The organism is Candidatus Accumulibacter sp. ACC005, assembly GCF_907163215.1.
Lineage (GTDB): Bacteria > Pseudomonadota > Gammaproteobacteria > Burkholderiales > Rhodocyclaceae > Accumulibacter > Accumulibacter regalis.
This window is the reverse complement of record NZ_CAJQUB010000006.1, coordinates 444,312-467,658: the sequence shown is the minus strand read 5'-3', so window position 1 is coordinate 467,658 and position 23,347 is coordinate 444,312. Positions and strand designations below refer to the sequence as shown.

18 protein-coding genes and 2 riboswitches are annotated in these 23,347 nt (G+C 64.4%); of the genes, 7 read left to right on the top strand and 11 right to left on the bottom strand.

The window, feature by feature from the left end; all coding sequences use genetic code 11:
- Positions 1–9: 9 nt before the first annotated feature.
- The 3 genes from gcvP to gcvT are packed head-to-tail and all read right to left on the bottom strand — an operon-like array spanning position 10 to position 4,492.
- On the bottom strand, positions 10–2,943 hold the full coding sequence (gcvP, locus tag QZ613_RS09205; RefSeq protein ID WP_291982075.1) for an aminomethyl-transferring glycine dehydrogenase: 2,934 nt from the start codon (positions 2,941–2,943) through the stop codon (positions 10–12).
- Between the two features lie 28 nt (positions 2,944–2,971).
- Positions 2,972–3,355, bottom strand: coding sequence for a glycine cleavage system protein GcvH (gcvH, locus tag QZ613_RS09200; protein ID WP_291868378.1), 384 nt, complete (start codon positions 3,353–3,355; stop codon positions 2,972–2,974).
- A gap of 48 nt (positions 3,356–3,403) precedes the next feature.
- Positions 3,404–4,492 carry a glycine cleavage system aminomethyltransferase GcvT gene (gcvT, locus tag QZ613_RS09195; protein ID WP_043569511.1) on the bottom strand — a complete coding sequence of 363 codons (1,089 nt, stop codon included), beginning with the start codon at positions 4,490–4,492 and terminating at the stop codon, positions 3,404–3,406.
- Positions 4,493–4,569: 77 nt separating this feature from the next.
- Positions 4,570–4,670: riboswitch (glycine riboswitch) on the bottom strand.
- A 3-nt stretch (positions 4,671–4,673) separates the two neighbouring features.
- Positions 4,674–4,764: riboswitch (glycine riboswitch) on the bottom strand.
- A gap of 339 nt (positions 4,765–5,103) precedes the next feature.
- Between gcvT and QZ613_RS09190 the strand changes: the two genes are divergently transcribed.
- The 5 genes from QZ613_RS09190 (at position 5,104) to QZ613_RS09170 (ending at position 12,096) form a co-directional block, all read left to right on the top strand.
- The gene (locus QZ613_RS09190; protein ID WP_366144441.1) at positions 5,104–6,066 is read left to right on the top strand and encodes an NF038130 family PEP-CTERM protein; all 963 of its coding nucleotides are present in this window, start codon (positions 5,104–5,106) and stop codon (positions 6,064–6,066) included.
- 169 nt (positions 6,067–6,235) lie between these two features.
- Positions 6,236–7,771, top strand: coding sequence for an MraY family glycosyltransferase (locus QZ613_RS09185; RefSeq protein WP_291902705.1), 1,536 nt, complete (start codon positions 6,236–6,238; stop codon positions 7,769–7,771).
- 12 nt (positions 7,772–7,783) lie between these two features.
- Positions 7,784–8,224, top strand: coding sequence for a low molecular weight protein-tyrosine-phosphatase (locus tag QZ613_RS09180; protein WP_043569506.1), 441 nt, complete (start codon positions 7,784–7,786; stop codon positions 8,222–8,224).
- 282 nt (positions 8,225–8,506) lie between these two features.
- A complete protein-coding gene (locus QZ613_RS09175; protein WP_291902703.1) occupies positions 8,507–9,706 on the top strand; it encodes a polysaccharide biosynthesis/export family protein in 1,200 nt (399 codons plus the stop codon).
- A 128-nt stretch (positions 9,707–9,834) separates the two neighbouring features.
- Positions 9,835–12,096 (top strand): polysaccharide biosynthesis tyrosine autokinase, encoded by a 2,262-nt coding sequence (locus QZ613_RS09170; protein ID WP_291902701.1) that lies wholly within the window; start codon positions 9,835–9,837, stop codon positions 12,094–12,096.
- Here QZ613_RS09170 and rlmB read toward each other — a convergent pair.
- The 8 genes from rlmB to QZ613_RS09130 form a co-directional block, all read right to left on the bottom strand.
- Positions 12,093–12,875, bottom strand: a complete 783-nt coding sequence (rlmB, locus tag QZ613_RS09165) for a 23S rRNA (guanosine(2251)-2'-O)-methyltransferase RlmB (protein ID WP_043569501.1) — start codon at positions 12,873–12,875, stop codon at positions 12,093–12,095. The genes QZ613_RS09170 and rlmB overlap by 4 nt on opposite strands.
- 94 nt (positions 12,876–12,969) lie before the next feature.
- Positions 12,970–14,046, bottom strand: coding sequence for a carboxysome shell carbonic anhydrase domain-containg protein (locus QZ613_RS09160; RefSeq protein WP_291866869.1), 1,077 nt, complete (start codon positions 14,044–14,046; stop codon positions 12,970–12,972).
- Between the two features lie 160 nt (positions 14,047–14,206).
- Positions 14,207–15,514 carry a sulfate adenylyltransferase subunit CysN gene (gene cysN / locus QZ613_RS09155; protein WP_291866872.1) on the bottom strand — a complete coding sequence of 436 codons (1,308 nt, stop codon included), beginning with the start codon at positions 15,512–15,514 and terminating at the stop codon, positions 14,207–14,209.
- The gene (cysD, locus tag QZ613_RS09150; protein ID WP_043569499.1) at positions 15,514–16,434 is read right to left on the bottom strand and encodes a sulfate adenylyltransferase subunit CysD; all 921 of its coding nucleotides are present in this window, start codon (positions 16,432–16,434) and stop codon (positions 15,514–15,516) included. Before cysD ends, cysN begins: the two co-directional genes overlap by 1 nt.
- Before the next feature lie 42 nt (positions 16,435–16,476).
- On the bottom strand, positions 16,477–17,202 hold the full coding sequence (locus QZ613_RS09145) for a phosphoadenylyl-sulfate reductase (protein ID WP_043569497.1): 726 nt from the start codon (positions 17,200–17,202) through the stop codon (positions 16,477–16,479).
- Positions 17,199–17,726, bottom strand: coding sequence for a DUF934 domain-containing protein (locus QZ613_RS09140; RefSeq protein ID WP_043569495.1), 528 nt, complete (start codon positions 17,724–17,726; stop codon positions 17,199–17,201). Before QZ613_RS09140 ends, QZ613_RS09145 begins: the two co-directional genes overlap by 4 nt.
- Positions 17,719–19,437, bottom strand: a complete 1,719-nt coding sequence (locus QZ613_RS09135; protein ID WP_043569493.1) for a nitrite/sulfite reductase — start codon at positions 19,435–19,437, stop codon at positions 17,719–17,721. The genes QZ613_RS09140 and QZ613_RS09135 overlap by 8 nt, the downstream gene beginning before the upstream one ends.
- A 64-nt stretch (positions 19,438–19,501) precedes the next feature.
- On the bottom strand, positions 19,502–20,278 hold the full coding sequence (locus QZ613_RS09130) for a sulfite exporter TauE/SafE family protein (protein ID WP_291866893.1): 777 nt from the start codon (positions 20,276–20,278) through the stop codon (positions 19,502–19,504).
- A gap of 107 nt (positions 20,279–20,385) precedes the next feature.
- On the opposite strand from QZ613_RS09130, the gene QZ613_RS09125 reads away from it, so the two are divergent.
- A complete protein-coding gene (locus QZ613_RS09125) occupies positions 20,386–21,333 on the top strand; it encodes a CysB family HTH-type transcriptional regulator (RefSeq protein ID WP_043569491.1) in 948 nt (315 codons plus the stop codon).
- Between the two features lie 147 nt (positions 21,334–21,480).
- On the top strand, positions 21,481–23,346 hold the full coding sequence (locus QZ613_RS09120) for an HlyD family efflux transporter periplasmic adaptor subunit (protein WP_291982071.1): 1,866 nt from the start codon (positions 21,481–21,483) through the stop codon (positions 23,344–23,346).
- Position 23,347 lies beyond the last annotated feature (1 nt).

The window sequence follows — 23,347 nt, the reverse complement described above, 5'->3', positions numbered from 1 at the left end:
CTGCCTGCCTCAGCTCGTCGCTTCTTCCTCCGCGTCCACCGCGTCGATCGGAATGCAGGAACAGAACAGGTGGCGGTCGCCATGAACGTCATCGACCCGATTGACGCTCGGCCAGAACTTGTTCTCGGCGACGTAGGGCAGGGGCAGGACGGCCCGCTGGCGGCTGTACGGTCGTTTCCAGTCACTGTCGACGATGTCGGCCTGGGTGTGTGGCGCATTCTTTAGCGGGTTGTCGTCGCTCGGCCAGTGGCCGAGTTCGATCTGGTGGATTTCTTCGCGGATGGCGATCATCGCGGCGATGAAGCGGTCGAGTTCGGCTTTCGACTCCGACTCGGTCGGCTCGACCATCATCGTTCCGGCAACCGGGAAGCTGACCGTCGGCGCGTGAAAACCGTAGTCCATCAGGCGCTTGGCGATGTCGGTCTCGGAAACGCCGGTGGCTGCCTTGAGCGGGCGGATGTCGAGGATGCATTCGTGCGCCACGCGGCCCTGGCTGCCGGTGTACAGCACCGGGTAGTGCTGGCGGAGGCGACTGGCGACGTAGTTGGCGTTGAGAATCGCGACCTGCGTTGCGCGCGTCAGTCCGCTGCCGCCCATCATGGCGATGTACATCCACGAGATCGGCAGGATCGACGCCGATCCCCAGGGGGCGGCAGCCACGGCGCCCTGGCCCTGGTGCGGTCCGCTGACTGGCTGCACGCTGTGGTTGGCCATGAACGGTGCCAGATGCGCCTTGAGGCCGATCGGCCCCATCCCCGGACCGCCACCCCCGTGCGGGATGCAGAAGGTCTTGTGCAGGTTCATGTGGCTGACGTCGGCGCCGATCAGGGCCGGTGAAGTCAGGCCGACCTGGGCATTGAGGTTGGCCCCGTCCATGTAGACCTGGCCGCCATGGGCGTGCACGGTGGCGCAGATCTCCTGGACGGATTCCTCGAAGACGCCGTGCGTCGACGGATAGGTGATCATCAGGCAGGCGAGGGCGGTCGCGTGCTGCGCCGCCTTGGCAGCGAGGTCGCCGAGGTCGATGTTGCCCGAGTCGTCGCAATCGACGACGACCACGCGCATGCCGCACATCTGTGCCGTGGCCGGGTTGGTGCCGTGTGCCGAGCGCGGGATCAGGCAGACCTTGCGTTGCGTCTCGCCGCGGCTGGCGTGATAGCGCGCGATGGCCACCAGACCGGCGTATTCGCCCTGTGCGCCTGAATTGGGTTGCATGCAGATGGCGTCGAAACCGGTGATCACCTTGAGCCATTCCTCGAGTTCGCCAATCATCTGCAGGTAGCCTTCAGCCTGGTCGAGCGGCGCGAAGGGGTGGATGTCGGCGAACTGCGGCCAGGTGATCGGAATCATCTCGCTGGTGGCGTTGAGCTTCATGGTGCATGAGCCGAGCGAAATCATCGAGTGGTCGAGCGCCAGATCCTTGCTCTGCAGCTTCTTGAGATAGCGCAGCATCTCGTGTTCGGTGTGGTGGGTGTTGAACACCGGGTGCGTGAGGATGGCGTCGCTGCGCAGGAAGGCTGGCGGCAGGCCGGGGTCGTCGTGGCGCAGTTGCTCGTCGAGTGGTCCGAGGTCGGCGTTGATCCCGGCGAGGAGCTTGATCAGCGTGGCGATGTCGGCTTGCGATGTCTTTTCGTTGACCGCGATCCCGAGGATTCCGGGAGCGACCTGGCGCAGGTTGTAGCCGGCATCGATGGCCGCCTTGTAGGCGCTCAGGGCGTGTCCGCCGAGGTCAACGCACAGGGTGTCGAAGAAATGCCGCGTCGCCACCTTGATTCCGGCACGGCGAAGGCTTTCGACGAGGATGGCGGTCAGCCGGTGAATGCGGCTGGCGATGGTGCGCAAGCCTTGCGGACCGTGATAGACGGCGTACATGCCGGCGATGTTGGCCAGCAGGACCTGCGCGGTGCAGATGTTGGAGTTGGCCTTTTCGCGACGGATATGCTGCTCGCGCGTCTGCAGCGCCATGCGCAGCGCCTTGTTGCCACGGCGGTCGATAGAGACGCCGATGATGCGGCCGGGCACCGAGCGCTTGTATTCGTCGCGGGTGGCGAAAAACGCCGCGTGCGGACCGCCGAAGCCGAGTGGGACGCCGAAGCGTTGCGAGGAGCCGAGGGCAACGTCGGCACCCATTTCGCCCGGCGAGCGCAGCAGGACCAGCGCCATCAGATCGGCAGCGACGGCCACGACGGCGCCGCGCGACTTGACGGCCGCGATCGGGCCGCTGAGGTCGCTGACTTCGCCACGTTCGTTCGGATACTGGAAGAGGGCGCCAAAGACCTCCTGTTGCGCGGCCACTTCCGGCGTGCCGAAGACGAGGTCGAAGCCAAAATACTCGGCACGGGTCCTGACGACGTCAATCGTCTGCGGGAAACAGCCCGAATCGACGAAGAAGCGGTTCGATCCGGACTTGCTCACCCGGCGCGCCATGCTCATCGCTTCGGCAGCGGCGGTCGCTTCGTCGAGCAGCGACGCGTTGGCCAGTTCCAGACCGGTGAGGTCGATGACCATCTGCTGGTAGTTGAGCAGCGCCTCGAGTCGACCCTGCGCGACCTCCGCCTGGTAGGGTGTGTACGCGGTATACCAGCCAGGGTTCTCCAGCACGTTGCGCAGTACGACGGCGGGGGTCAGGGTGTCGGCGTAGCCAAGGCCGATCATCGCGTGCTGGACACGGTTCCGGCCGGCCAGCGCCCGTAGCGCCGCGAGGGCTTCACGCTCGGGCCGTGGTTCGGCGAGGGCCAGCGGTGCGCGCAGGCGAATCGCTGCCGGGACCGTCTGATCGATGAGCTGCTCGAGGCTGGACACGCCGATGCTTGCCAGCATGGCAACGGTTTCGCTGGCACAGGGACCGATGTGGCGAGCGACGAAATCGTCGCGCTGTTCGAGTTCGGCGAGTGTCGGGGAATCGGCGGGCTGAAAGGGTTGCTGCGGGGGCGTGGCGTCCATGGCGTTTTCCGGTGGCGATGCGATTTGCCTAGGCGGCGTCTACGAGTTGCTGGTAAGTGGCGGCGTCGAGCAGCGTATCGAGGTCACCGGCAGCGGCGGGCTGCATCTTGAACAGCCAGGCAGCGTAGGCGTCCTGGTTGACCACTTCCGGGGTCTCCACGGCGGTCGGGTTGATGTCGACGATGCTTCCGGTCACCGGTGCGTAAACGTCGGATGCGGCCTTGACCGATTCAACCACCGCCACCTCCTGGTCGGCGGAAAACTCGACGCCGACGTCCGGAAGTTCGACGAAAACGAGGTCGCCAAGCAGCTCCTGAGCGTGGTCGGTGATGCCGACGGTGATCGTTCCGTCGGCTTCGACGCGGACCCATTCGTGATTCCTGGTGTACTTGAGGTCGCTGGGGGTATTCATTTCCACTCCTGACAAATTAGATGAAATTTAACGACTAACAATTGGAAATCAAACAAGAATGTTTCCGTTTCGCACAAAGCAAGGCTTGACGACCCGGGCCGCGAGCAGCTTGTCGCGAATCGCCACCTCAACGCTGTCGCCAACGGCGACGGCGAGCGGCAGGCGGGCCAGGGCGATCGCTTTCTGCATCGTTGGCGAGAAGCTGCCGCTGGTGACTTCACCAGCACCCTGCCTGGCAATAACCTTCTGGTGCGCACGCAGGACGCCGCGCTCCGCGAGCACCAGGCCGAGAAATTGCTGCTGCTGTGGTCGGGCGACGAGCGCGGCCTTGCCGACGAAGTCGCGTGGGTTGACGAGGTCGACGGTCCACGCCAGGCCGGCGTCGAGCGGCGAAACGTTTTCGTCCATGTCCTGGCCGTAAAGATTCATTCCCGCTTCGAGGCGTAGCGTGTCGCGGGCGCCGAGGCCGCAGGGCTGGACGCCGGCAGCGGCGAGCCTTGTCCACAGTTCGCTCGCCTGCCCGGCGGGCAGCGTGATCTCGTAACCGTCTTCACCGGTGTAGCCGGTGCGGGCGATGAAGAAGTCGCCGCTGCGCGCGGCGAAAAACGGTTTCAGCGATTCGCACGCCGAACGCGAGTCGGGCAAGACCTGCCAGACCTTCTGGCGCGCGTTCGGTCCCTGCACGGCGATCATGGCCAGGGCGTCGGCACCCTCGCGGCGTGGCGTGATCGTTGCGGCAAGCTGCCAGTCGGCGAGGCGGGCAGCCATCCAGCGCAGATCCTTCGCCGCCGTGGCGGCGTTGATCACCACCCGGTAGCGGTTCTCGTCGAGGTAATAGACGATCAGGTCGTCGATCACGCCACCAGCTTCGTTGAGCATCGCGCTGTACAGCGCCTTGCCGGCGACCTGCAGCTTGTCGATGTTGTTGGCGATCAGGCGGCGCAGGAAAGCCGCGCTGTCGGCGCCGCCGATATCGACCGCGCACATGTGCGAAACGTCGAACATGCCGGCGTCGCGACGCACCGCGTGGTGCTCCTCGATCTGCGAGCCGTAGTGCAGAGGCATCTCCCAGCCGCCGAAATCGACCATTCTTGCGCCGCTTCTGAGATGGTCTTCGTTGAGGACGGTTTTCTGCATCGTATCAAACCCTTGTGAGAGATTGTTAAGGTTGATTCCAGAAACGAAAAGGGGGCGAACTCGCATCGAGTTCACCCCCCTGTCCATGTACCTGAGAGATTTTGCGGTGGCAAGGTGGTCGCCGCCGCACGCCCCATCGGTGGGCGCTGCACCGACAGGCGCGCGCCGCTCTCCAGAGTTCCTTGCACGAACGGTCCTTTTTGCCTGAGCGTTTCCGGGTGGATTGCGCCTTCGGCGGCGGCTGCCTTGCCGCCCTCTCCCCTTCGCGCCGCAACTATAGCGCGCTGTCCGGCGTGCTCGCAAGTGCGCTGCGGACAGCGCGCAAGGGCGTGCGGCGAGCCGCAATGGCATCATGGCCACCCACTGATCGCGTCGGCAGTCGCGGCAAGCGCGCAATGCCGTGTCCGATTGCCGGCGCGCCGCGAGCGGGCGACCGGAAGACCGCCTCCGGCCAGGGCATTCCCTGTCGCCTGCTATACTTCACCTGAAGAGAGGGTCGTCGCGACACGCCAAGTGTCGAGTTTTTTTACACGATTCTCTTGGTCTCCGATCGGGGACAGGCTAAGTGGTGGATTTTATAGACATTCGTTTTTTGGCATGAAATTTGCTTTATGTGTACCGAGTCAGGTTTTGTCGAGGGAAGCAGGCGCGGGCCTGTGTGGCATCCCAGAAACCAAGACTTGTTAAGTCCATTCAACCCTCATCAACCGGTTTCCGACAAGGGCTGGTACTCGATGTCAAAGGAGTCTCTTATGAAAGCATTTTGCAGCAAGACAAAGATCGCCCTGGCCGTAGCGGCCTTGGTGGCGTCGGCCGGCGCGTCAGCCGTCTCAATAGTGCTTGACCCAGTCCCATTTGCAGGGCCTGGTGTCTATACCGTCTGGAGTGAGACCTCACCGGGTGTAATCACCAACACCGGCCCTCAGACCCCGGCTGACGCACAGCTTGTGTTGAATGGCAACGGAAACGTCGAGCTGTCCAAGCTTGGGGGCCCGGTCACGACCATGACCGGTATGGTCGGCGCACATCAGGTGGTCATGAGCAGCCTGATTCTGACCGACTGGACCGCGAACGGCAATGCGCTGGCGACCCGCTACATTACCGACGCCTTCGCCTCGGTCGGGCAGATTCTGAGCGGAACCCAACTCACCGCCCTGACGGGTATCTTCCTCGGTAGTACGGCGGGCTACGGACGCGTCAGCGATCCGAACGTTTCGTACGTCGATACCTCTGCCAACGGAACGATCTACGTCGGCCTCGATGGCTTTCTCAATGCGAGTCCGGTCCTGAACGCGCTGGTCGCTGCCGTCAATGCGGCGCTTCCCGGAACGGCTGACGATCTCGCGCCGGTTGCCGATGGCGCACAGGTCAGTGAGGTGGTCAAGGTGCAAGTCGATGGCGCATCGTGGCAGTACCTGTATGGCTTCTCGGCGACGCCGACGGGCTATTCTGCGCCGGACCCGTTCCACTCCTTCAGCGGTTCATACCGCTTGCAGGTTCCCGAGCCCGAGTCGCTGGCTCTGCTCGGCATCGGTCTGCTCGGTCTGTGCCTGAGCCGTCGTCGCCGTGTGTGATAACGGTTGAACGCTTCTCGGTGAGAGAGTGTTCTTTGATTGTGGTCGAAGAGCCCGCAAGGGCTCTTCTTGTCTGGGGCTGATCGGTTTGTGACGTCCCCGCCTGGGCATGCTGATTTTGACGCAGGGCCAAGGCGCAGGCAGGAAATAGTGAGTCGTGGAGGTGGCCATGGAACTGGCCCTGTTGTTTTGCGCCTGTTTATTGATTTCCGGTGTGGCCATCCGGCTGGGTGCGGACCTGGCCGATCGCCTGGGGATCGTGGACCGCCCGGGGGGGCACAAGCAGCACGAGGCGAGCACGCCATTCGTCGGTGGGGTGGGCATCGTTGCCGTCCTGCTCAGCCTGTTCCTTCTCCTTGACCCCTTGTTCGGCGGTCTTGCCCTTTCCCCCCTGCAGGGCATTTTGATTGGTGCGCTGATCCTCTTTCTGACCGGCTTTGCCGATGACATTGTGCACCTCAGCTTCAAGCTGCGCTTTGTCGTTCAGGCGGCCGTCGCCCTGTCAATGGTGTTTTTTGGTGGGGTCGAACTGCTGTCTTTCGGAGAGCTTCTTCCCGGCGTGCAGTTCGAGCTTGGTTTGCTGTCCATCCCACTGACCGTTTTCGCCACCGTCGGCTTGATCAATGCCGTCAATATGATCGACGGGATCGACGGGTTGTCGGGCTCGATAAGCCTGGTCAGCCTGGTGCTTGCCGGGATGGTGGCCCTTATCGCGGGCCAAAGCGCCTATGCGGTTCTCATCGTCGCGCTGATCGCCGGCCTTGCCGGCTTCCTGTACTACAACCTGCGCTATCCGGGGAACAGTCGGGCGCGGGTGTTTCTCGGTGATAACGGCAGCATGGTGCTCGGTTTCTTGTTTGCGTGGCTGTTCATCGCCCTGTCGCAGGGCGACTCGCCAGCGATGACCCCGGTGACCGCTCTGTGGCTGTTTGCGCTGCCGCTGATGGATACGGTTGGCGTCATGCTGCGCCGCATCTGGCTGCGCAAGTCGCCGTTCCGACCCGACCGTCATCACTTGCACCACCTCTTCGTTCGTGCCGGCTACCGGGTCTGCGATGTCGTCGCGTTTGCCGCTTTCGCGCAGCTTTTCCTGGGTCTGGTGGGCGTCGGTGGCCTGCTGCTGGAGGTTCCCGAGTATCTGATGTTCTGGCTATTCGTGGGTGTCTTTGTCGCTTACTTCCTGGTCATCCTGCGCCCATGGCGGCTGGTGCCCGGACTGCGCCGGATCAATCGTGCCTTTGGCCTTCCTTCGGTTCAGGTCCGCGGCATTTTTGTCGGCTACGTTGGCAAGGAGAAGTTCCCCGAGCTGCTTGCCTTGATCGGTGAGCAGTTGAGTGCCACCAGCTATGACTACCAGTTGAGCGTCTACCAGACAGACCGCGCCGCGAGCGACGGCCGCAACGTTTACTGCGTGGTGCACGTTCCGGTGAATGGCGATGAGCGCCTGATCGGCAAAGTTCAGCGTGACGCATCGGCAATCAAGAAACACCTGCTTGGGCAGCGCGATGTCGAGGTTCGCCTGTTCATTTGCCGCCAGAGCGAGAACGACCTGCGCAGCAGTCCTCCGGCAGGCGGCACCACGGTTGGCCAACGTGGCCGCGAACGGCGCTCTGCGCGCAGCACCCTTCTCTACTCGATGGAGCGCGGTGGTGGGACCTTGGGCCCCAGCGGAGTGGGGTTCGAAGTCAGCATTCCTCCGGCGTGATGGGGGGCTGAGGTGTTCAATCGAATTCTTACCGTTTGCACCGGCAACATCTGCCGCAGCCCGGCGGCCGAATTTTTTCTCCGCCAACGCATCGAGCAGGTCGGTCGACCCGTTGAGGCTCAGTCAGCAGGTATCGGTGCGCTGGTCAATCATCCCGCCGAGGAGACGACCTGCTCGATGATGCAATCGCGCGGCGTTGACCTCAGCGCGCACCGGGCGAGCCAGTTGACCCGCGAACTCCTGCGCTGGGCCGAACTGGTGCTGGTAATGGAACCACATCATCGCGACGCGGTTCTGGCGCTGGACCCCGCTGCGCGCGGGAAGACCTTCCTGCTCGGGCACTGGACAAATACCGAAATCCCCGATCCCTATCGGCGTGGGGACGAAGCGCACGCGGAAGCGCTGCGTCTGATCGAAGCCGCTGTCGAGCCCTGGGTCACGAAACTCGGCTGAACAGGCCGAGCAGTGGCGTCCGCCATTGCCTAGGGACGTGAAATAGAGCACGCGGAATCACCCCGAACGGCGTTATCCTGCGGGCGTGATTCAGAGATTCCCCCATCACCAAGAGCATCGGCGCCGTGTTTTGCGCTGCGTTCTGACCTGTCGGATCGGAAGACACGGCGCAGAGCTGGCGGCTGCGTTTGCGGCGCCTTCGCTCGCGAGGTACACTTCGCGGCGCTTTGTTGCCCGGACGCGTCGGCGAGAGCACGTACGAATAGAAACGAGGAGCTACCCATGAAATTGTCGCTTGCGGTGCCGGATCGAATCCGGCGCCTCCTGATTGGTCTTGCCGCCATTGCTATGACTGGCTGTAGCCTTGTTCCGGGCAACCAGAGCTACAGCAACCGCGAGGAGTCCGCGGTGATGTTACCGGTCCAGCAGGGGGACGCACTGGTACCGTCGAACGTCAAGATCAAGCCGATTACCGCCGAACTGATCGTCGACATGTTCAAAGCGGCGCGGCCGCCGCGTGGCGACGGCACCAGCGTCGCCGGCGTGGCGACGAAAGACGCGCCGCGTCCCGGCAGCGGCGACGGCAGGCTGACGCCCGAGTACAGGCTCGGGCCTGGCGACATCATTTCGATCATTGTTTGGGATCACCCCGAGCTGACGATTCCGGCCGGCAGCTTCCGCACTGCCGAGCAGGCGGGCACCGTTGTCGCCGACGATGGGACGATCTTCTTCCCGTACGCGGGCGTGCTCAACGTCCAGGGCAAGACGACCAGCGAGGTACGCAAGCTGCTGTCGGCCAAGTTGGCCAAATACATCGAGCAGATTCAGCTCGACGTGCGCATGGTCGCTTTTCGCAGTCAGCAGGTGTATGTCGTCGGCGAGGTGGCGAAACCGGGTATCCAGCAGGTGACCGATATTCCGATGACCGTCGTCGAGGCCGTCAACCGCGCCGGTGGCTTCACGCCGGAGGCCGACTATAGCCGCGTCTTGCTCACCCGGCGCGGCACCACCTACCTGGTCGATATCCAGGCGATGTACGATTATGGGGCGACGGCACAGAATGCCCTGCTTGAGCACGGCGACATCATCAATGTTGCCGACCGTAGTTTCAACAAGATCTTCGTTCTTGGCGAAGTCGTCCGGCCCGGCTCGCAAGTGATGAACAAGAAACGCTCGACGCTCGCCGAAGCGCTCAGCGACGCCGGCTACATCAACCAGGCGACCTCCGACCCGCGCTGGATCTACGTCATGCGCGGCGATAGCGAAACTCCCGAGCTCTTCCATCTCGATTCCCGTCTTCCCGACGCGATGTTGCTCGCCGACCGCTTCCCGCTGCGTCCGCGCGACGTGGTCTATGTCGATGCCGCGGCAATCGTTCGCTGGCAGCGCGTGATCTCCAACATTCTGCCGACGGCGACAATGCTCAATTTGACCAGTCAGACGCAGTACCCGCTCTTCGGCGGAAAACAGCCGCCGTACTGATCCTGACCGTCTTTCCTTTCACCGCCGGACAGGGGGCATGCACAGCCGCCGGCTGACCGGCCCCCAAGAGCCTGCCTATCACGCTGAGCCGCCCAGCCAACTTCGGCGGCGGCAATCACGGACGATCCATGGATAACGACCAGTCACAGACCCCTTTCAACGCACCCGGCGTCCCGGGCAGGTCAGGCGCCCAGGCGCAAACGCAGTCGCTGCAGCAGACGTCCCCGGAAGACGACGACGAGGGGCTGGCGCTTGGCGAGATCATCGCCGTGCTCATGGATTATCGCTGGCTGATTGCCGCGGTGACCCTGTTTGCCCTCGTCCTCGGCCTGGCCTGGGTGTTTGTCGCCAAGCCGATCTACCGGGCGGATGGCCTCTTGCAGGTCGAAGAAAAAAGTTCCGGAATGGGCTCTCTCAAGGCCTTGCAGCCCTTGCTCGGTGACGAGACGAGCGTATCCGCCGAACTCGAGATTCTCAGCTCGCGGATGGTCCTTGGCCGGGTGGTCAAGAAGCTCAAGCTGGACATCGTTGCCGTTCCGCGAACATTTCCGTTGATTGGCGGTGCTTTGAGCCGGCGCTACGACGGTGACGATCCGAATTCCCCGTGGCTGGGTTTGTCGAGCTTTTCCTGGGGCGGCGACCGCATCCAGGTCGATTCGCTCGAGGTTCCGGCACGGGCGCTGGACGATCAGCTGACCCTCGTCGCCGGTGACGAGGGTGGCTTCGAAGTGATGGATGGCGACGGGCAGTCTGTCCTCAAGGGCCAGGTCGGAAAACGTGCCATTGGCCAGGATTACTCCATCTTCGTCGCCCAGCTCAAGGCGCGGCCGGGGACGCGCTTCCGGCTGATGAAACTCTCCGCCGAGACCGCCGTGGACGATCTGCGCAGGAACTACTCGGTCAAGGAACGCGGCAAGAAATCGAGTCTCCTCGAGCTCAGCCTGACGGGTGGCGACCCGGAGCAGATCGGCATCGTCCTCGACGACATCATGAATACCTACCTTCGCCAGAACGTCGAACGCCGTTCGGCCGAAGCCGAGAAGACGCTGGCCTTTCTCGAAACCCAGCTGCCTGCGCTCAAGACACAGGTAGACAGCGCCGAGGCCGCATACAACAACTATCGCCAGAGTCGCGGCTCGCTCGATTTGAGCCTCGAGACGCAAAGCGTGCTGAAGTCCCTGGTCGAGGTCGAGAACGCCGCCGTACTGCTCAAGCAGGAGCGTGACGAACTGCGCCAGAACTTCACTCCGGAACACCCCAGGATTCAGGCGGTGGACAACAAGCTGCAGCGTCTCAATGAGCGCCGCAAGGCCTTCGACGCCGACGTGGCGGCCTTGCCCGATACGCAGCAGACGGTTCTGCGCCTGGCACGCGACGTCGAAGTCTCGAACCGGCTGTATACCGAGCTGCTCAATACCGCCCAGCAGTTGCGCGTGTCAAAGGCCGGGACCGTTGGCGACGTGCGCATCATCGATTCTGCGGCCGTTGGTCGCCAACCGGTCGGCGCCAAGCCGATTGCCATTCTCGGCATCGCGCTGCTCCTCGGCGTGCTGTTCAGCATGGTCATCATCTGGCTGCTTCGCGCCTTGCGCGTCGTCGTCGAGGACCCGGAGATCATCGAGTCGCAGCTCGGCCTGCCGGTCTATGCCACGGTGCCGCACAGCAAGATGGAAATCGATTTGCAGCGCAAGTCGAAATCCGGCGTCGGCGAATTGCTGGCGGTCTCGTTTCCGGAAGACGACGCCGTCGAGAGCCTGCGCGGCTTGCGTACGACGCTCCACTTCGCGCTGCTTGACGCACAACGCAACTCGCTGTTGATCACCGGCTCGAGCCCCGGTCTGGGCAAGAGCTTCATTTCCAAGAACCTGGGCGTCGTGCTGGCACAGGTCGGCAAGCGCGTGGTGATCGTCGATGCCGACCTGCGTCGCGGACATATCCACAAGGAGTTCGGCAGGGAGCGCGCGCTGGGCGTCTCCGAGTACGTCGCCGGGCAGGCCGCACTGGACGCCGTTCTGAAAACGACCTCGGTGGCCAATCTGTGCGTGGTGTCGACCGGCCAGATTCCCCCGAATCCTTCCGAACTGCTGATGCACGAGCGCTTTGCCACGCTGCTCAGAGAACTCGGCGAACGTTTCGACACCGTGATCGTCGATGCGCCGCCGGTGCTGGCCGTTTCCGATGCGGCGATCATCGGTCGTCATGTTGGCGCGACGCTGATGGTCGCCCGCTCAGGAAAACACCCGATCCGCGAACTCGAGCAGGCGGTCAAGCGCCTCAATCAGGCCGGCGTCGAGGTCAAGGGCTTCGTCTTCAACGACCTCAATGTCAGCCGCCAGCGTTACCGCTACGGTTACAAGGGCTACGTCTACCGGTACTCGTACAAGACTTAGGCGCTGGGACTGGTGGGGCTGAGCGGGCCGCGAGTACTGCCCGGCGCGCGTCTGCGGCGTGCCTCGTAGAGGCATACGCCGGTGGCCACCGAGACGTTGAGGCTGGCCACCGAGCCGAGCATCGGGATGTTCACCAGTTGGTCGCAGGTGTCACGGGTCAGGCGGCGCAGGCCGTCGCCCTCGGCGCCGAGCACCCAGGCGCAGGCCGTTGGCCATTGCGCGGTATAGAGGTCATCGTCGGCGTCGGCATCGGTGCCGACGACCCAGATTTCCCGTTCCTTCAACTCGCGCAGGGTGCGCGCAAGATTGGTCACCGTGACGTAGGGCACCGTTTCGGCGGCGCCGCTGGCGACCTTCACCGCCGTCTGCGTCAAGCCGACCGCGCGATCCTTGGGGGCGATCACCGCGTGCGCGCCGACGGCGTCGGCCACTCGCAGGCAGGCACCGAGGTTGTGCGGATCCTGAATGCCGTCGAGAACGAGCAGGAAGGCCGGTTCGTCGAGGGTGTCGAGAACGTCGTCGAGGGTCACGTGTCGCTGCGCCGCGTCGACGGTGGCGATCACTCCCTGGTGGCGGGCGCCAGGCGCCATTGCCTGCAGGCGTGCGCTGTCCACCGGCAGCACGCGCACCGTGGCGAACTCAGCGTGGCGAACCAGATCGCGCAGGCGGGCGTCATGGCGCGCCGCGTCGACGTAGATTTCACGTATCGCACCGGGGTCGTGACGCAGTTTGGCGAGCGTCGAATGAAAACCGAAGATCAGGCGTGAATTCTGGGACATGGTAGGCAAGGCCGACAGGGAAAGGCCGCGATTCTAACAGCTTGCCGCCTCGCTGTCGGTTCGCTGGCCATGGCTCGGCGGCCGGCCAACTCGGCTACTGCTTGCTGGCGATCGCTTCCAGCGTTCGCGAGCGCCAGTCGAGGACTGCCGTGCGCGTCGTCATCTGCCCGCCCAGTCGGGGAAATTCACGGCGAATGACGTCGGCCGCGAAGCTCGACAGGAAGCTCGACTTGAGCTCGGCGCGGGCGCGGTCGACGCCGATCTCCTCGTACGGCACCGACGCCAGGAGCAGAAAACCATCGTCCGGGATGCGTCCGGCCTGCATGTTGGCCTCGATGATGCTGGCCGCCCTGCGGATCGGAACGTCCAGGTTGGGGCTGTAGGGGCCGATGATCAAGGCCACGTTGGGGGTGTGCAGGAAGTCGAAACCACGACCCAGACAGATCGTCCACTCGCGGTGCTCGATGTCCAGCAGGCGCTCGCGACTGCGGATCTGCGAGCGTACGCTCTCGACATGTTCGAGATTGCCGTGCAGCAGTGGCAGCAGATCGGCGCGCATCTGCGCTGGCATGTCGGGCAGCAGGGCGGCAAGGCGCTGTTCTAGCGTCGTCCGGTCGGCGGCCGTCAGGTTCGCCAGGTGCAGCTGCTCGCCCGCCGTGCCGTGGATCACCAGGGCGTCCTCGTCGGTCTCGAAGCCACAGACCAGCGGATAGACGGTCGCATGATCGCCGCCGAAAATGTGTTCGACCTGGCGGCGTATCTCGTAGGTGTGGGCGATCGCCGCCGCCGTGTCGTAGTCGAAGCCCGCGCAACCGCGCTTCGGCTCGCCTTGCGAATAGTGGTAGGTGACCAGGAAGAGCACATGCCGACCGGCGCTGACCACGCGCTGGACATGGTGGGCGAGCACTTCGCCGAGGTGCGGCCAGCCAAGGTCGAAGATTCCACCGAGGTTGCGAAAGGGCATCAGCAGGCCGACCGGCGTGTTGGTCGCCACCGGGATGTTGATGCGCCCGTCCATGCACTTGAGGACGGCGATTGCCGTCGGATGCTCGGCCTGATAGCGCTGGCGGGCGAGCCAGGCTTCAGGGCTGCGGTACATCGCTGCATGGCGGTCGGCCAGACCGAACAGCCAGTCGATGCGTTCGGCGATCGGCTTTCCGTGAATATCCATGGCCGCAGCAGCCTCGCGAAGAAACGGTCGCGCGCCGACCGAACGTTTCAGCGACCCGTACACCGCTGAACCCTATGAAGTATCGGTGGCGTCGGCGTTCGGGTCAAACGCGGCTGCGATTTTCGCCGGGAGGACGCGCCAGATGACTGGCGCGTGCCGATCAGACGATCATGCCGGCGCCGATGGTGTTGTTCGACGACTCGTCGATGACGATGAACGCGCCGGTGCCGCGGCTCTCCGCGTAGGGGTCGGCGAAGATCGGTTGCGCCAGCTTGAAGCGTACGCGGGCGATGTCGTTCATCGCCAGGCGCTCGGAAGCCTGCCGTTCCATGGTGTTGATGTCGATCCGGTAATCGATGCCGGCAAGCATCGCCTTGCTGTCGCGCGTGGTATGACGAATGAGGTACTTGCGGCGCGGGTCGAGCGGCGCTTCGGCCAGCCAGCAGAGCATGGCGTCGATCTGCTTGCTGACCGTCGGCAGTTCGCCGCTCTTGACGATCATGTCGCCGCGCGAGATGTCGATCTCGTCGTCGAGCAGGATGGTCACCGACTGCTCGGCGACCGCGTGCGGCACCGACTCGGCGAGAACCTGGATGTCCCTGACGCGCGTTTCCAGCCCCGACGGGAGCACCGTCACCGCGTCGCCGATGGCCAGCTCGCCGGACTCGACACGGCCCATGAAGCCGCGGTAGTCGTGCAGCTCCGGGTTCGCCGAGTCCTGCGGACGGCACACGTATTGTACCGGGAAGCGGAATTTCTCGGCGTGCGCGCTATGCACCGCCGGCACCGTTTCGAGGACCTCGACCAGGCTCGGCCCCGCGTACCAGTCGAGGCGTTCGCCGCGATCGACGATCATGTCGCCGTGCAGCGCCGACATCGGCATGAAGCGTACGTCCTCGATTCCCAGCTTGCCGGCAAAGGCCAGGTAGTCGGCCTTGATGCGGGCGAAGACTTCCGGTGAGTAGTCGACCAGGTCCATCTTGTTCACCGCCACGACGACGTGCGGAATACCGAGCAGGTGCGCAATATAGGAGTGGCGGCGGGTCTGCGCGAGAACGCCCTTGCGGGCGTCGATGAGGATGATCGCCAGGTCGGCCGTCGACGCGGCGGTGACCATGTTGCGCGTGTACTGCTCGTGGCCCGGGGCGTCGGCGATGATGTACTTGCGCGTGCCGGTGGTGAAGTAGCGGTAGGCGACGTCGATGGTGATTCCCTGTTCGCGCTCGGCCTGCAGGCCGTCGGTGAGCAGCGACAGGTCGACGACGTCGAGGCCGCGCTTTTCGGATGTGCGCTGGATGGCGTGCAGGGTGTCGGCGAGGATCGTCTTGCTGTCGTAGAGCAGGCGGCCGATGAGCGTGCTCTTGCCGTCATCGACGCTGCCGCAGGTCAGAAAACGCAGCAGGCCGTTGTCGGGGACGTCTTCCAGGGAGAATGCTTGCATGGGTTCAATGGGGTCGATTGCGGACATCAGAAATAGCCTTCCTTCTTGCGTTGCTCCATCGACGCGTCCGAGGTCTGGTCGTCGAGGCGGGTTGCGCCACGCTCGGTGATCGTCGTGATTGCCGTCTCGGCGATGATCGCCGCGACGCTGTCGGCTTCCGACTCGACCGGCGCGGTGCAGGTGATGTCGCCGACGGTGCGAAAGCGAACCATCATTTCCTCGACCACGTCGCCGGGCTTGACGGGTGTCACCGCGGTCACCGGCAGCAGGCCGCCGCTGCGGCGAACGATGGGGCGGCGGTGGGCAAAATAGATCGACGGCAGCGCCAGTTGCTCGCGTTCGATGTATTGCCAGACGTCGATTTCTGTCCAGTTCGAGATCGGGAAGACACGAATGTTTTCACCCTTGAAACTGCGTGCGTTGTAGAGATCCCAGAGCTCGGGGCGCTGGTTCTTCGGGTCCCACTGGCCGAATTCGTCGCGGAAGGAAAAAATCCGTTCCTTGGCGCGCGCCTTTTCCTCGTCGCGGCGCGCACCGCCGATGCAGGCGTCGAAGCCAAACTCCTCGATCGCTTCGAGCAGCGTCACCGACTGGTGTTTGTTGCGCGGTTCGTCGGCCGATTTCAGCACCACCGTGCCGCGCGCCATCGAGTCCTCGAGCGAGCGAACGATCAGCCGCTCGCCGAGTTCGGCCGCGCGCTGGTCGCGGAAAGCGGTCACTTCCCGGTAGTTGTGGCCGGTATCTATGTGCATCAGCGGGAACGGGAAGCGGCCCGGGCGGAAAGCTTTCTCGGCGATGCGCAGCATGCAGATCGAGTCCTTGCCGCCGGAAAAAAGCAGCACCGGGTTGCTGCACTGGCCGGCGACCTCGCGCATGATGTGGATGGCCTCGGATTCGAGCCAGTCGAGATGGGATAGGGTGACACTTGAGAGTGCTGCGCTGCTCATGATTGACCTGTGTGATTCATCGATTGTTTGTTTTGGCGGGTGTCAGGCGCGCTTGATGTGCAAGCCGCATTCCTTCGATTCCGGATTCTCCCACCACCAGCGGCCGGCGCGCACATCTTCTCCGGGCGTGATGGCGCGCGTGCACGGCGCGCAGCCGATGCTCGGGTAGAACTGGTCGTGCAGGGCGTTGTACGGCACCTGGTTCTGCTTGAGGTAGGCCCAGACTTCGCGTTCGCTCCACGCAGTGAGCGGGTTGAATTTCTCCAAACCGCCGCTGCCAGGGTCGAAGCTACGCACCGGCAAGCCTTCGCGGGTCGCTGATTGCTGCGCGCGCATGCCGGTGATCCAGGCCTTGCGGCCGGCCAGCGCGCGCTGCAGCGGTTCGACCTTGCGGAAATGGCAGCAACCCTTGCGCAGCTCCACCGACTCGTAAAAAGCGTCGATGCCGTGCTCACGGGTCCACGCCTCGGCCAAGTCGTGGCGTGGATAGTACAGGCGCAGCGCCAGGCCGTAATGGCTCTTCACCTGGGCGATCAGCGCATAGGTCTCGGCCGGCAGGCGGCCGGTGTCGAGCGAGAAGATCTCGATGGCGAGTGCATCACGGACGATGAGGTCGGTGAGCACCATGTCTTCGCCACCGAGACTGCTGGCGAACGCCGCTGGCGAGAAGTCGTCGGCGATCTCGCGCAGCAGGCGGCGCGCGTCGGCGACCTTGCTCGCCAGCGCGTCGAGCAGCGCCGGGTCGTCGAGCTTGCCGAGGTGGTTCATGCCGCCTCCTTGCCGTTTTCCGGGCGCCGCCGGAAGAGCGGTTGCGGCTGGTCGACCGCCGCCTGGTAGGTGTTGCTGAACACCGCCAGGCCGGCCAGCGCTTTTTCGAGGTCCTTGTCGGCGCGCAGTGCGTAGGCGTCGATACCGCAGCGGCGCATGAAGAACAGCTGATCCTGCTGGACGTCGCCGAGGGCGCGAATCTCGCCTTTGTAGGCGTAGCGCTCGCGCAGCAGACGGGCGCTCGAGTAGCTGCGGCCGTCGGTGAACTTCGGGAAGTTGACGCCGATCACGGCCAATCGGTCGAGGTCGTCAGCCAGCGCTTCCGGGCCCTCGCCGGCGTCGAGCCAGACGCCAATGGGTAGGCGGGCGGCGGCGATCCCGTCCCTGCGCGCGAGCCACACGGCCAGCGGCAGCAGCGTCGGTTCGGCAGGCAGGGTGACGCTTTCCGGCGTCTCGCCCTCGGCCAGCGTCAGCACCTGCCAGTGGTCGTCGACGATCTGCGTGTTCTTGATGATCCTAGGCATTGACGATTTCCTTTGCGTTGCTGCCCGTGCCGGCGACCTTGGCGGTTCGGCGACGGTCGCGGCCGGCGTAGGCGCGCGCCTTGAAGGGCTCGACACCGACTCGCTGCCAGGTGTCGATGAAGCGCTCGCTGGCGGTGCGCTGTTCGAGATAGACGGCGATCAGCGCGTCGATGACCTCCGGCACTTCCTGCGCATAGAACGAGGGGCCGATGACCTTGCCGATCGTCGCGCCGTTGCCCTGCTGGCCGCCGACGGTGATCTGATACCACTCCTCGTCATTCTTGTCGACGCCGAGGATGCCGATGTTGGCGACGTGATGGTGGCCGCAGGAGTTCATGCAACCGGAGATGTTGAGCGAGATGTCGCCGATGTCGTAGAGATAGTCGAGGTCGTCGAACCTGTCGTTCACCGCCTCGGCGATCGGCAGCGAGCGCGCATTGGCCAGGGAGCAGAGGTCGCCGCCAGGGCAGCAGATCATGTCGGTCAGCAGACCGATGTTGGCGGTTGCCAGGCGCTGGCTGCGCGCAATCTGCCAGACTTCATGCAGGTCGCCCAGCTTGACGTCGGCGAGGATCACGTTCTGTTCGTGGCTGACGCGCAGTTCGCCGAAGCTGAAGCGATCGGCAAGGTCGGCGACGGCGATCATCTGGACGTCGCTGATGTCGCCGGGAGCGACTCCCGGCGCCTTCAGCGACAGCGTCACGGCGGCGTAGCCCGGGGTCTTGTGGGCGTGCACGCAGCGCTTGACCCAGTTGGCGAAGGCCTTGTCGGTATGCAGACGGGCACTATGCACGGGGTCTTCGGCGGCCAGCGTCTCCCAGGCCGGCGGCTCGAAATGGCGGGCAATTCGGTCGAACTCGGCGTCGGTGACCGTCGTCTCGCCGTCGCGCAGATGCGCCCACTCGGCTTCCACCTGGCGCGCAAACTCGTCGATCCCGAGCGCCTGGACGAGAATCTTGATGCGTGCCTTGTACATGTTGTCGCGGCGACCGTAGCGGTTGTAAAGGCGCACGATGGCTTCCAGGTAGGAAAGGATGTGCCGGCGCGGCAGAAACTCGCGAACCACCTTGCCGAGGATCGGCGTGCGCCCGAGACCGCCGCCGACGAGGACCTTGAAGCCGATCTCGCCGCGCTCGTCGCTGACCACCTCGAGGCCAATGTCGTGCGCCCGGATCACGGCGCGGTCCTGCGCCGCAGCATTGACCGCGATCTTGAACTTGCGCGGCAGGAAGGCGAATTCCGGATGGAAAGTCGACCATTGGCGCAGCAGTTCGCAGTACGGGCGCGGGTCGACCAGTTCGTCGGGCGCGACGCCGGCAAAGTGATCGCTGGTGATGTTGCGGATACAGTTGCCCGAGGTCTGCACGGCGTGCATTTCGACGCTCGCCAGCTCGGCCAGGATTTCCGGCGTTTCCTCGAATTGCGGCCAGTTGAGCTGCATGTTCTGGCGGGTCGTGAAGTGCCCGACCGCGCGGTCGTAGCGGCGCGAGATTTCGGCCAGCTTGCGCAGCTGCGCCGACGAGAGCATGCCGTAGGGGATGGCGATACGCAGCATCGGGCCGTGCCGCTGGATGTACAGCCCGTTCTGCAGGCGCAGCGGACGCAGCTCGTCTTCCGAGAGCTCGCCGGCCAGATGACGTTCCATCTGGCCGCGATACTGGCTTACCCGCTCGTTGATCAGTTGTTGGTCAGTACTGTCGTAGCGATACATGGGTCGCTCCTTATATAAATGAAGCCATGCCTGCCACTGCGTGGGCCAGGCCGGGCACGGGCATCTACTGGGCGATCAGCTTGCCGCCGATCAGGAGCAGCATGCACGCCAGAATGGGGCGAAGAATACGGTCCGGGATTTTTGCCGAGGCGTGGCTGCCGAGCCAGATCCCGGGCAGCGAGCCGAGCAGCAGGCTGCCGAGCAACGACCAGTCGATGCTGCCGAGCAGCCAGTGACCGAGGCCGGCGACCAGGGTCAGCGGCACGGCGTGCGCGACATCGCTGCCAATGATGCGGATCGTCGGCAGCCGGGGGTAAAGGTAGAACAGCACGGCGACGCCGAGCGCGCCGGCACCGACCGATGACACGGTGACCAGGACGCCGAGCAGCGCACCGAAGGCGACGGTGATCGGCGCCCGAAGCTGTGTGTGCGCACCGTCGTCGGCGTGTGCCAGCGCGTGCGTCTGCAGCTGGTGGCGGAAGATGATCGCGCCGGCGGTGAGCAGCAGCGCGATCCCCAGCGAAACCGAAATGACGTGCGAAACCTCGGCGCTCTGCTTGGGCAGGAACGACAGCCCCCAGACGGTGAGCAGTGCGGCGGGAATGCTGCCGCTCGCCAGCAGGCGCGTGATGCGCCAGTCGACGTGGCCCTTCTTGGCATGCACGAAGGTGCCGCCGGCCTTGGTGATTGCCGCGTAAAGCAGGTCGGTGCCGACGGCCGTTGCCGGGTGAACGCCGAAGACGAGCACCAGCAGCGGCGTCATCAGAGAGCCGCCGCCGACGCCGGTGAGCCCGACGATGGCGCCGACGACAAAGCCCGACAGGGTGAACATCCAGTCCATCAGCAATGAGCCATAGCGAAAACGAGCGCGCATGGTAGCAGCAGGCGGTTTGATCGAAAAAGAATATTCAGTTAGATTGTTATAACCAATAGCAATTAAAGGCGGCAATGAAGCTCCAACAACTTCGCTATCTCGTCGAAGTGGCGCAGCGTGGCCTCAACGTTTCCGAGGCCGCGGCGGCGCTGTATACCTCGCAGCCGGGAATCTCCAAACAGATCAAGCTGCTCGAAGACGAACTCGGGGTGATCGTTTTCGAACGCAGTGGCAAGCGCCTTACGGCGGTCACCGAGCCGGGCAGGGCGGTGCTCGAAATCGCCGAGCGCATCCTGCGCGACGCCGAGAACATCCGTCGCGTCGGCGAGGAGTATGCCGGCGGTGACTCCGGCAGCCTGGTCATCGCCACGACGCACACGCAGGCGCGCTACGCGCTTCCCGGCGTGGTCAAGCAGTTCGTCGAGCGCCATCCCCGCGTACGGCTGTCGTTGCGCCAGGGGCATCCGACGCAGATCGCCGAATGGGCGCTGAAGGGCGAGGCCGACATCGCCATCGCCACCGAAGCCCTCGACCAGTACCCGCAGTTGCTGATGCTCCCCTGCTACCAATGGGTGCACTGCGTGATCGCCCCCGACGGGCATGCTATCCTTGGCGAGAAGTCCTTGTCGCTGACGGCGCTGGCACGCTGGCCGCTGATCACCTACGACTCCGCCTTCGCCGGTCGCTCGCGCATCAACAAGGCCTTCGAGCTGGCGCAGTTGACACCCAACGTCGTGCTCACCGCCATCGACGCCGACGTCATCAAGACCTACGTCAGCCTCGGCCTGGGCCTGGGCATCATCGCCAGCATGGCTTTCGATGCTGCCCGTGACGCCGGTCTGCAGGCGCTGCCCGCCGAACATCTCTTTGGTTCGAACACCACGCGCATCGGACTGCGCCGCGGCAACCACATCCGTCGCTACGAATACGAATTCATCGAACTGTTTGCGCCGCAGCTGACGCGAAAAGCGGTCGACATGGCGATTGCCGGTGCACGGCCGGACGCCGAGTATCAACTGTAAAGCGGCGAAGGGGGTTGGCGAGCAGTTTTCTTGGTTGTTACAGCAATGAAAACAGTGGCTTGCAGATAGGCCCTGTGGCTTGGCTACAATCTATGGCGTCGCTTTACGCTGCATTCGTCATTGCTACTCTGGTTGCGAGGTCAGCACTTGTCTTCCAGTTTCTGCTCTTCGACCGCGCCAGGCGCAGGCCCGTCGCCCGGACCTGGGGATCACGCCAGGCGGGCGCACGACGACGCGCTGTGGGGGGCCTTCGCTTCAGCGCAGACGTCGGGCGAATTCTGCCGCAGCTGGCTGGCACTGCAATGCCTGCAGGTTGCCGACGTGCGCGCTGCGCTGCTGCTGCTCGAGCAGGGCAGCAGCACCTTCGTCCCGGCCGCCGTATGGCCGTCCGAGCAGACCGACGTTACCTATCTTGCGCCAGCCGCTCAGCAGTGCCTGAGCGAGCGGCGCGGTGTTCTGCTTGCCGACCAGGCGGGCGCGCTGCTCGTCGTCGCCTATCCGGTAGAGCTCGAGGGACAGGTGCATGGCGCGGTCGTGCTCGACGTCGGCGAACGCCCGGAAGCGGCGCTGCAGCAGGTGCTCAGGCAACTGCACTGGGGAATCGGCTGGGTCGAGACGCTTTTCCTGCGCCGCCAGAACGGCGACGACGCGCAGGCCTTGCAGCGCGCGCGCGTCGCTCTCGACGTGCTTGCCGTGGCGGCCGAGGAGGCCCGCCTCGAGTCCATGGCCATGGCCGTGGTGAACGACCTTGCCAGCCGTTTCGACTGCGACAGGGTTTCGCTCGGCGTCGACCGGGGAGGGCGGGCGCGCTTGCTGGCCATGTCGCACTCCGCGTTCTTCGAGAAGAAGAGCCAGTTTGTCAGCAGTCTCGAAAACGCCATGGACGAGGCGCTCGATCAGCGGCGCAGCGTCGTTTTCCCGCCCACGGCGGAAAGCTCCGGCGCGATCGCCATTGCTCACCGTGATTTCGCCGCGACGCGAGCGGTGTGCTCGGTGCTCGTCGTTAGCCGCGGCATCGGCGTTGGCGTACTGACTTTCGAGCGCCATCAGGGGACGCCTTTCAGCAGCGACGAAACGAGGACCTTCGAGGCTGTCAGCGCCTTGCTCGGGCCGCTGCTCGACAGCCGGCTTGACCTGCATCGCTGGTTCGCCGGTCGCCTTGCCGACCAGCTGCGCGGTTGGGGGCGGCATCTCAAGGATCCCCGCCGGCCTGGTTTTCGTGTCGCCATGGCTGTCGCCCTGCTCGTGTTGCTGAGCCTTTTCGTTCTTGACGGCGATTATCGCGTCAGCGCCAGGGCGGTCGTCGAGGGAGCGGTGCAGCGCGCGGCGGTGGCCCCCTTTGATGGTTTCCTGCGCGAGGCGCCGGTACGTGCCGGCTTTGTCGTCAAGCAGGGACAGCTGCTGGCGACGCTCGACGACCGCGATCTGCGCGTCGAGCGCCAACGCTGGCTATCCGAGCGCGAACAGCACAAGGCGCGCTACCGCGAGGCACTGGCCAAGCACGAACGCGCCAATGCCAATGTCGCGCTGGCGCAGATGTGGGAAGCCGACTCGCAACTGGCGCTGGTCGACGAGAAGCTGGCGCGTGCCAACATCGTCGCCCCCTTCGACGGCGTCGTCGTCTCCGGCGATCTCAGCCAGCTGCTCGGTTCGCCGGTCGAACAGGGCAAACTCCTTTTCGAACTGGCGCCGCTGGACGCCTATCGGGTGATCCTGAAAGTCGAGGACCGCGATATCCGCGATGTGCGCGTCGGCCAGTCGGGTCGTCTGGTGCTCGCCGGGCTGGCCGGCGAAGCCCTGGTTTTCGAAGTGCGCAACGTGTCGATGGCCGAGGCCGAAGACGGCAGGAATACCTTTCGCGTCGAAGCGCAGCTCGAGCGCAGCGACCTCAAGCTGCGTCCCGGCATGGAAGGGGTGGGCAAGATCAGTGTCGGCGAACAGAGCTATGTGTGGATCTGGACGCATCGCCTGAGCGACTGGCTGCGCATGCAGGCCTGGATCTGGTTGCCGTAGG

Coding starts and splice junctions, on each gene's coding strand:
- QZ613_RS09160 (WP_291866869.1), bottom strand. CDS start 14,046: ATGGATATTCACGGAAAGCCGATCGCCGAACGCATCGACTGGCTGTTC.
- QZ613_RS09175 (WP_291902703.1), top strand. CDS start 8,507: ATGAAATTGTCGCTTGCGGTGCCGGATCGAATCCGGCGCCTCCTGATT.
- gcvT (WP_043569511.1), bottom strand. CDS start 4,492: ATGCAGAAAACCGTCCTCAACGAAGACCATCTCAGAAGCGGCGCAAGA.
- gcvH (WP_291868378.1), bottom strand. CDS start 3,355: ATGAATACCCCCAGCGACCTCAAGTACACCAGGAATCACGAATGGGTC.
- QZ613_RS09145 (WP_043569497.1), bottom strand. CDS start 17,202: ATGAACCACCTCGGCAAGCTCGACGACCCGGCGCTGCTCGACGCGCTG.
- QZ613_RS09170 (WP_291902701.1), top strand. CDS start 9,835: ATGGATAACGACCAGTCACAGACCCCTTTCAACGCACCCGGCGTCCCG.
- QZ613_RS09125 (WP_043569491.1), top strand. CDS start 20,386: ATGAAGCTCCAACAACTTCGCTATCTCGTCGAAGTGGCGCAGCGTGGC.
- cysN (WP_291866872.1), bottom strand. CDS start 15,514: ATGTCCGCAATCGACCCCATTGAACCCATGCAAGCATTCTCCCTGGAA.
- cysD (WP_043569499.1), bottom strand. CDS start 16,434: ATGAGCAGCGCAGCACTCTCAAGTGTCACCCTATCCCATCTCGACTGG.
- QZ613_RS09130 (WP_291866893.1), bottom strand. CDS start 20,278: ATGGACTGGATGTTCACCCTGTCGGGCTTTGTCGTCGGCGCCATCGTC.
- QZ613_RS09185 (WP_291902705.1), top strand. CDS start 6,236: ATGGAACTGGCCCTGTTGTTTTGCGCCTGTTTATTGATTTCCGGTGTG.
- QZ613_RS09135 (WP_043569493.1), bottom strand. CDS start 19,437: ATGTATCGCTACGACAGTACTGACCAACAACTGATCAACGAGCGGGTA.
- QZ613_RS09140 (WP_043569495.1), bottom strand. CDS start 17,726: ATGCCTAGGATCATCAAGAACACGCAGATCGTCGACGACCACTGGCAG.
- rlmB (WP_043569501.1), bottom strand. CDS start 12,875: ATGTCCCAGAATTCACGCCTGATCTTCGGTTTTCATTCGACGCTCGCC.
- gcvP (WP_291982075.1), bottom strand. CDS start 2,943: ATGGACGCCACGCCCCCGCAGCAACCCTTTCAGCCCGCCGATTCCCCG.
- QZ613_RS09190 (WP_366144441.1), top strand. CDS start 5,104: ATGTGTACCGAGTCAGGTTTTGTCGAGGGAAGCAGGCGCGGGCCTGTG.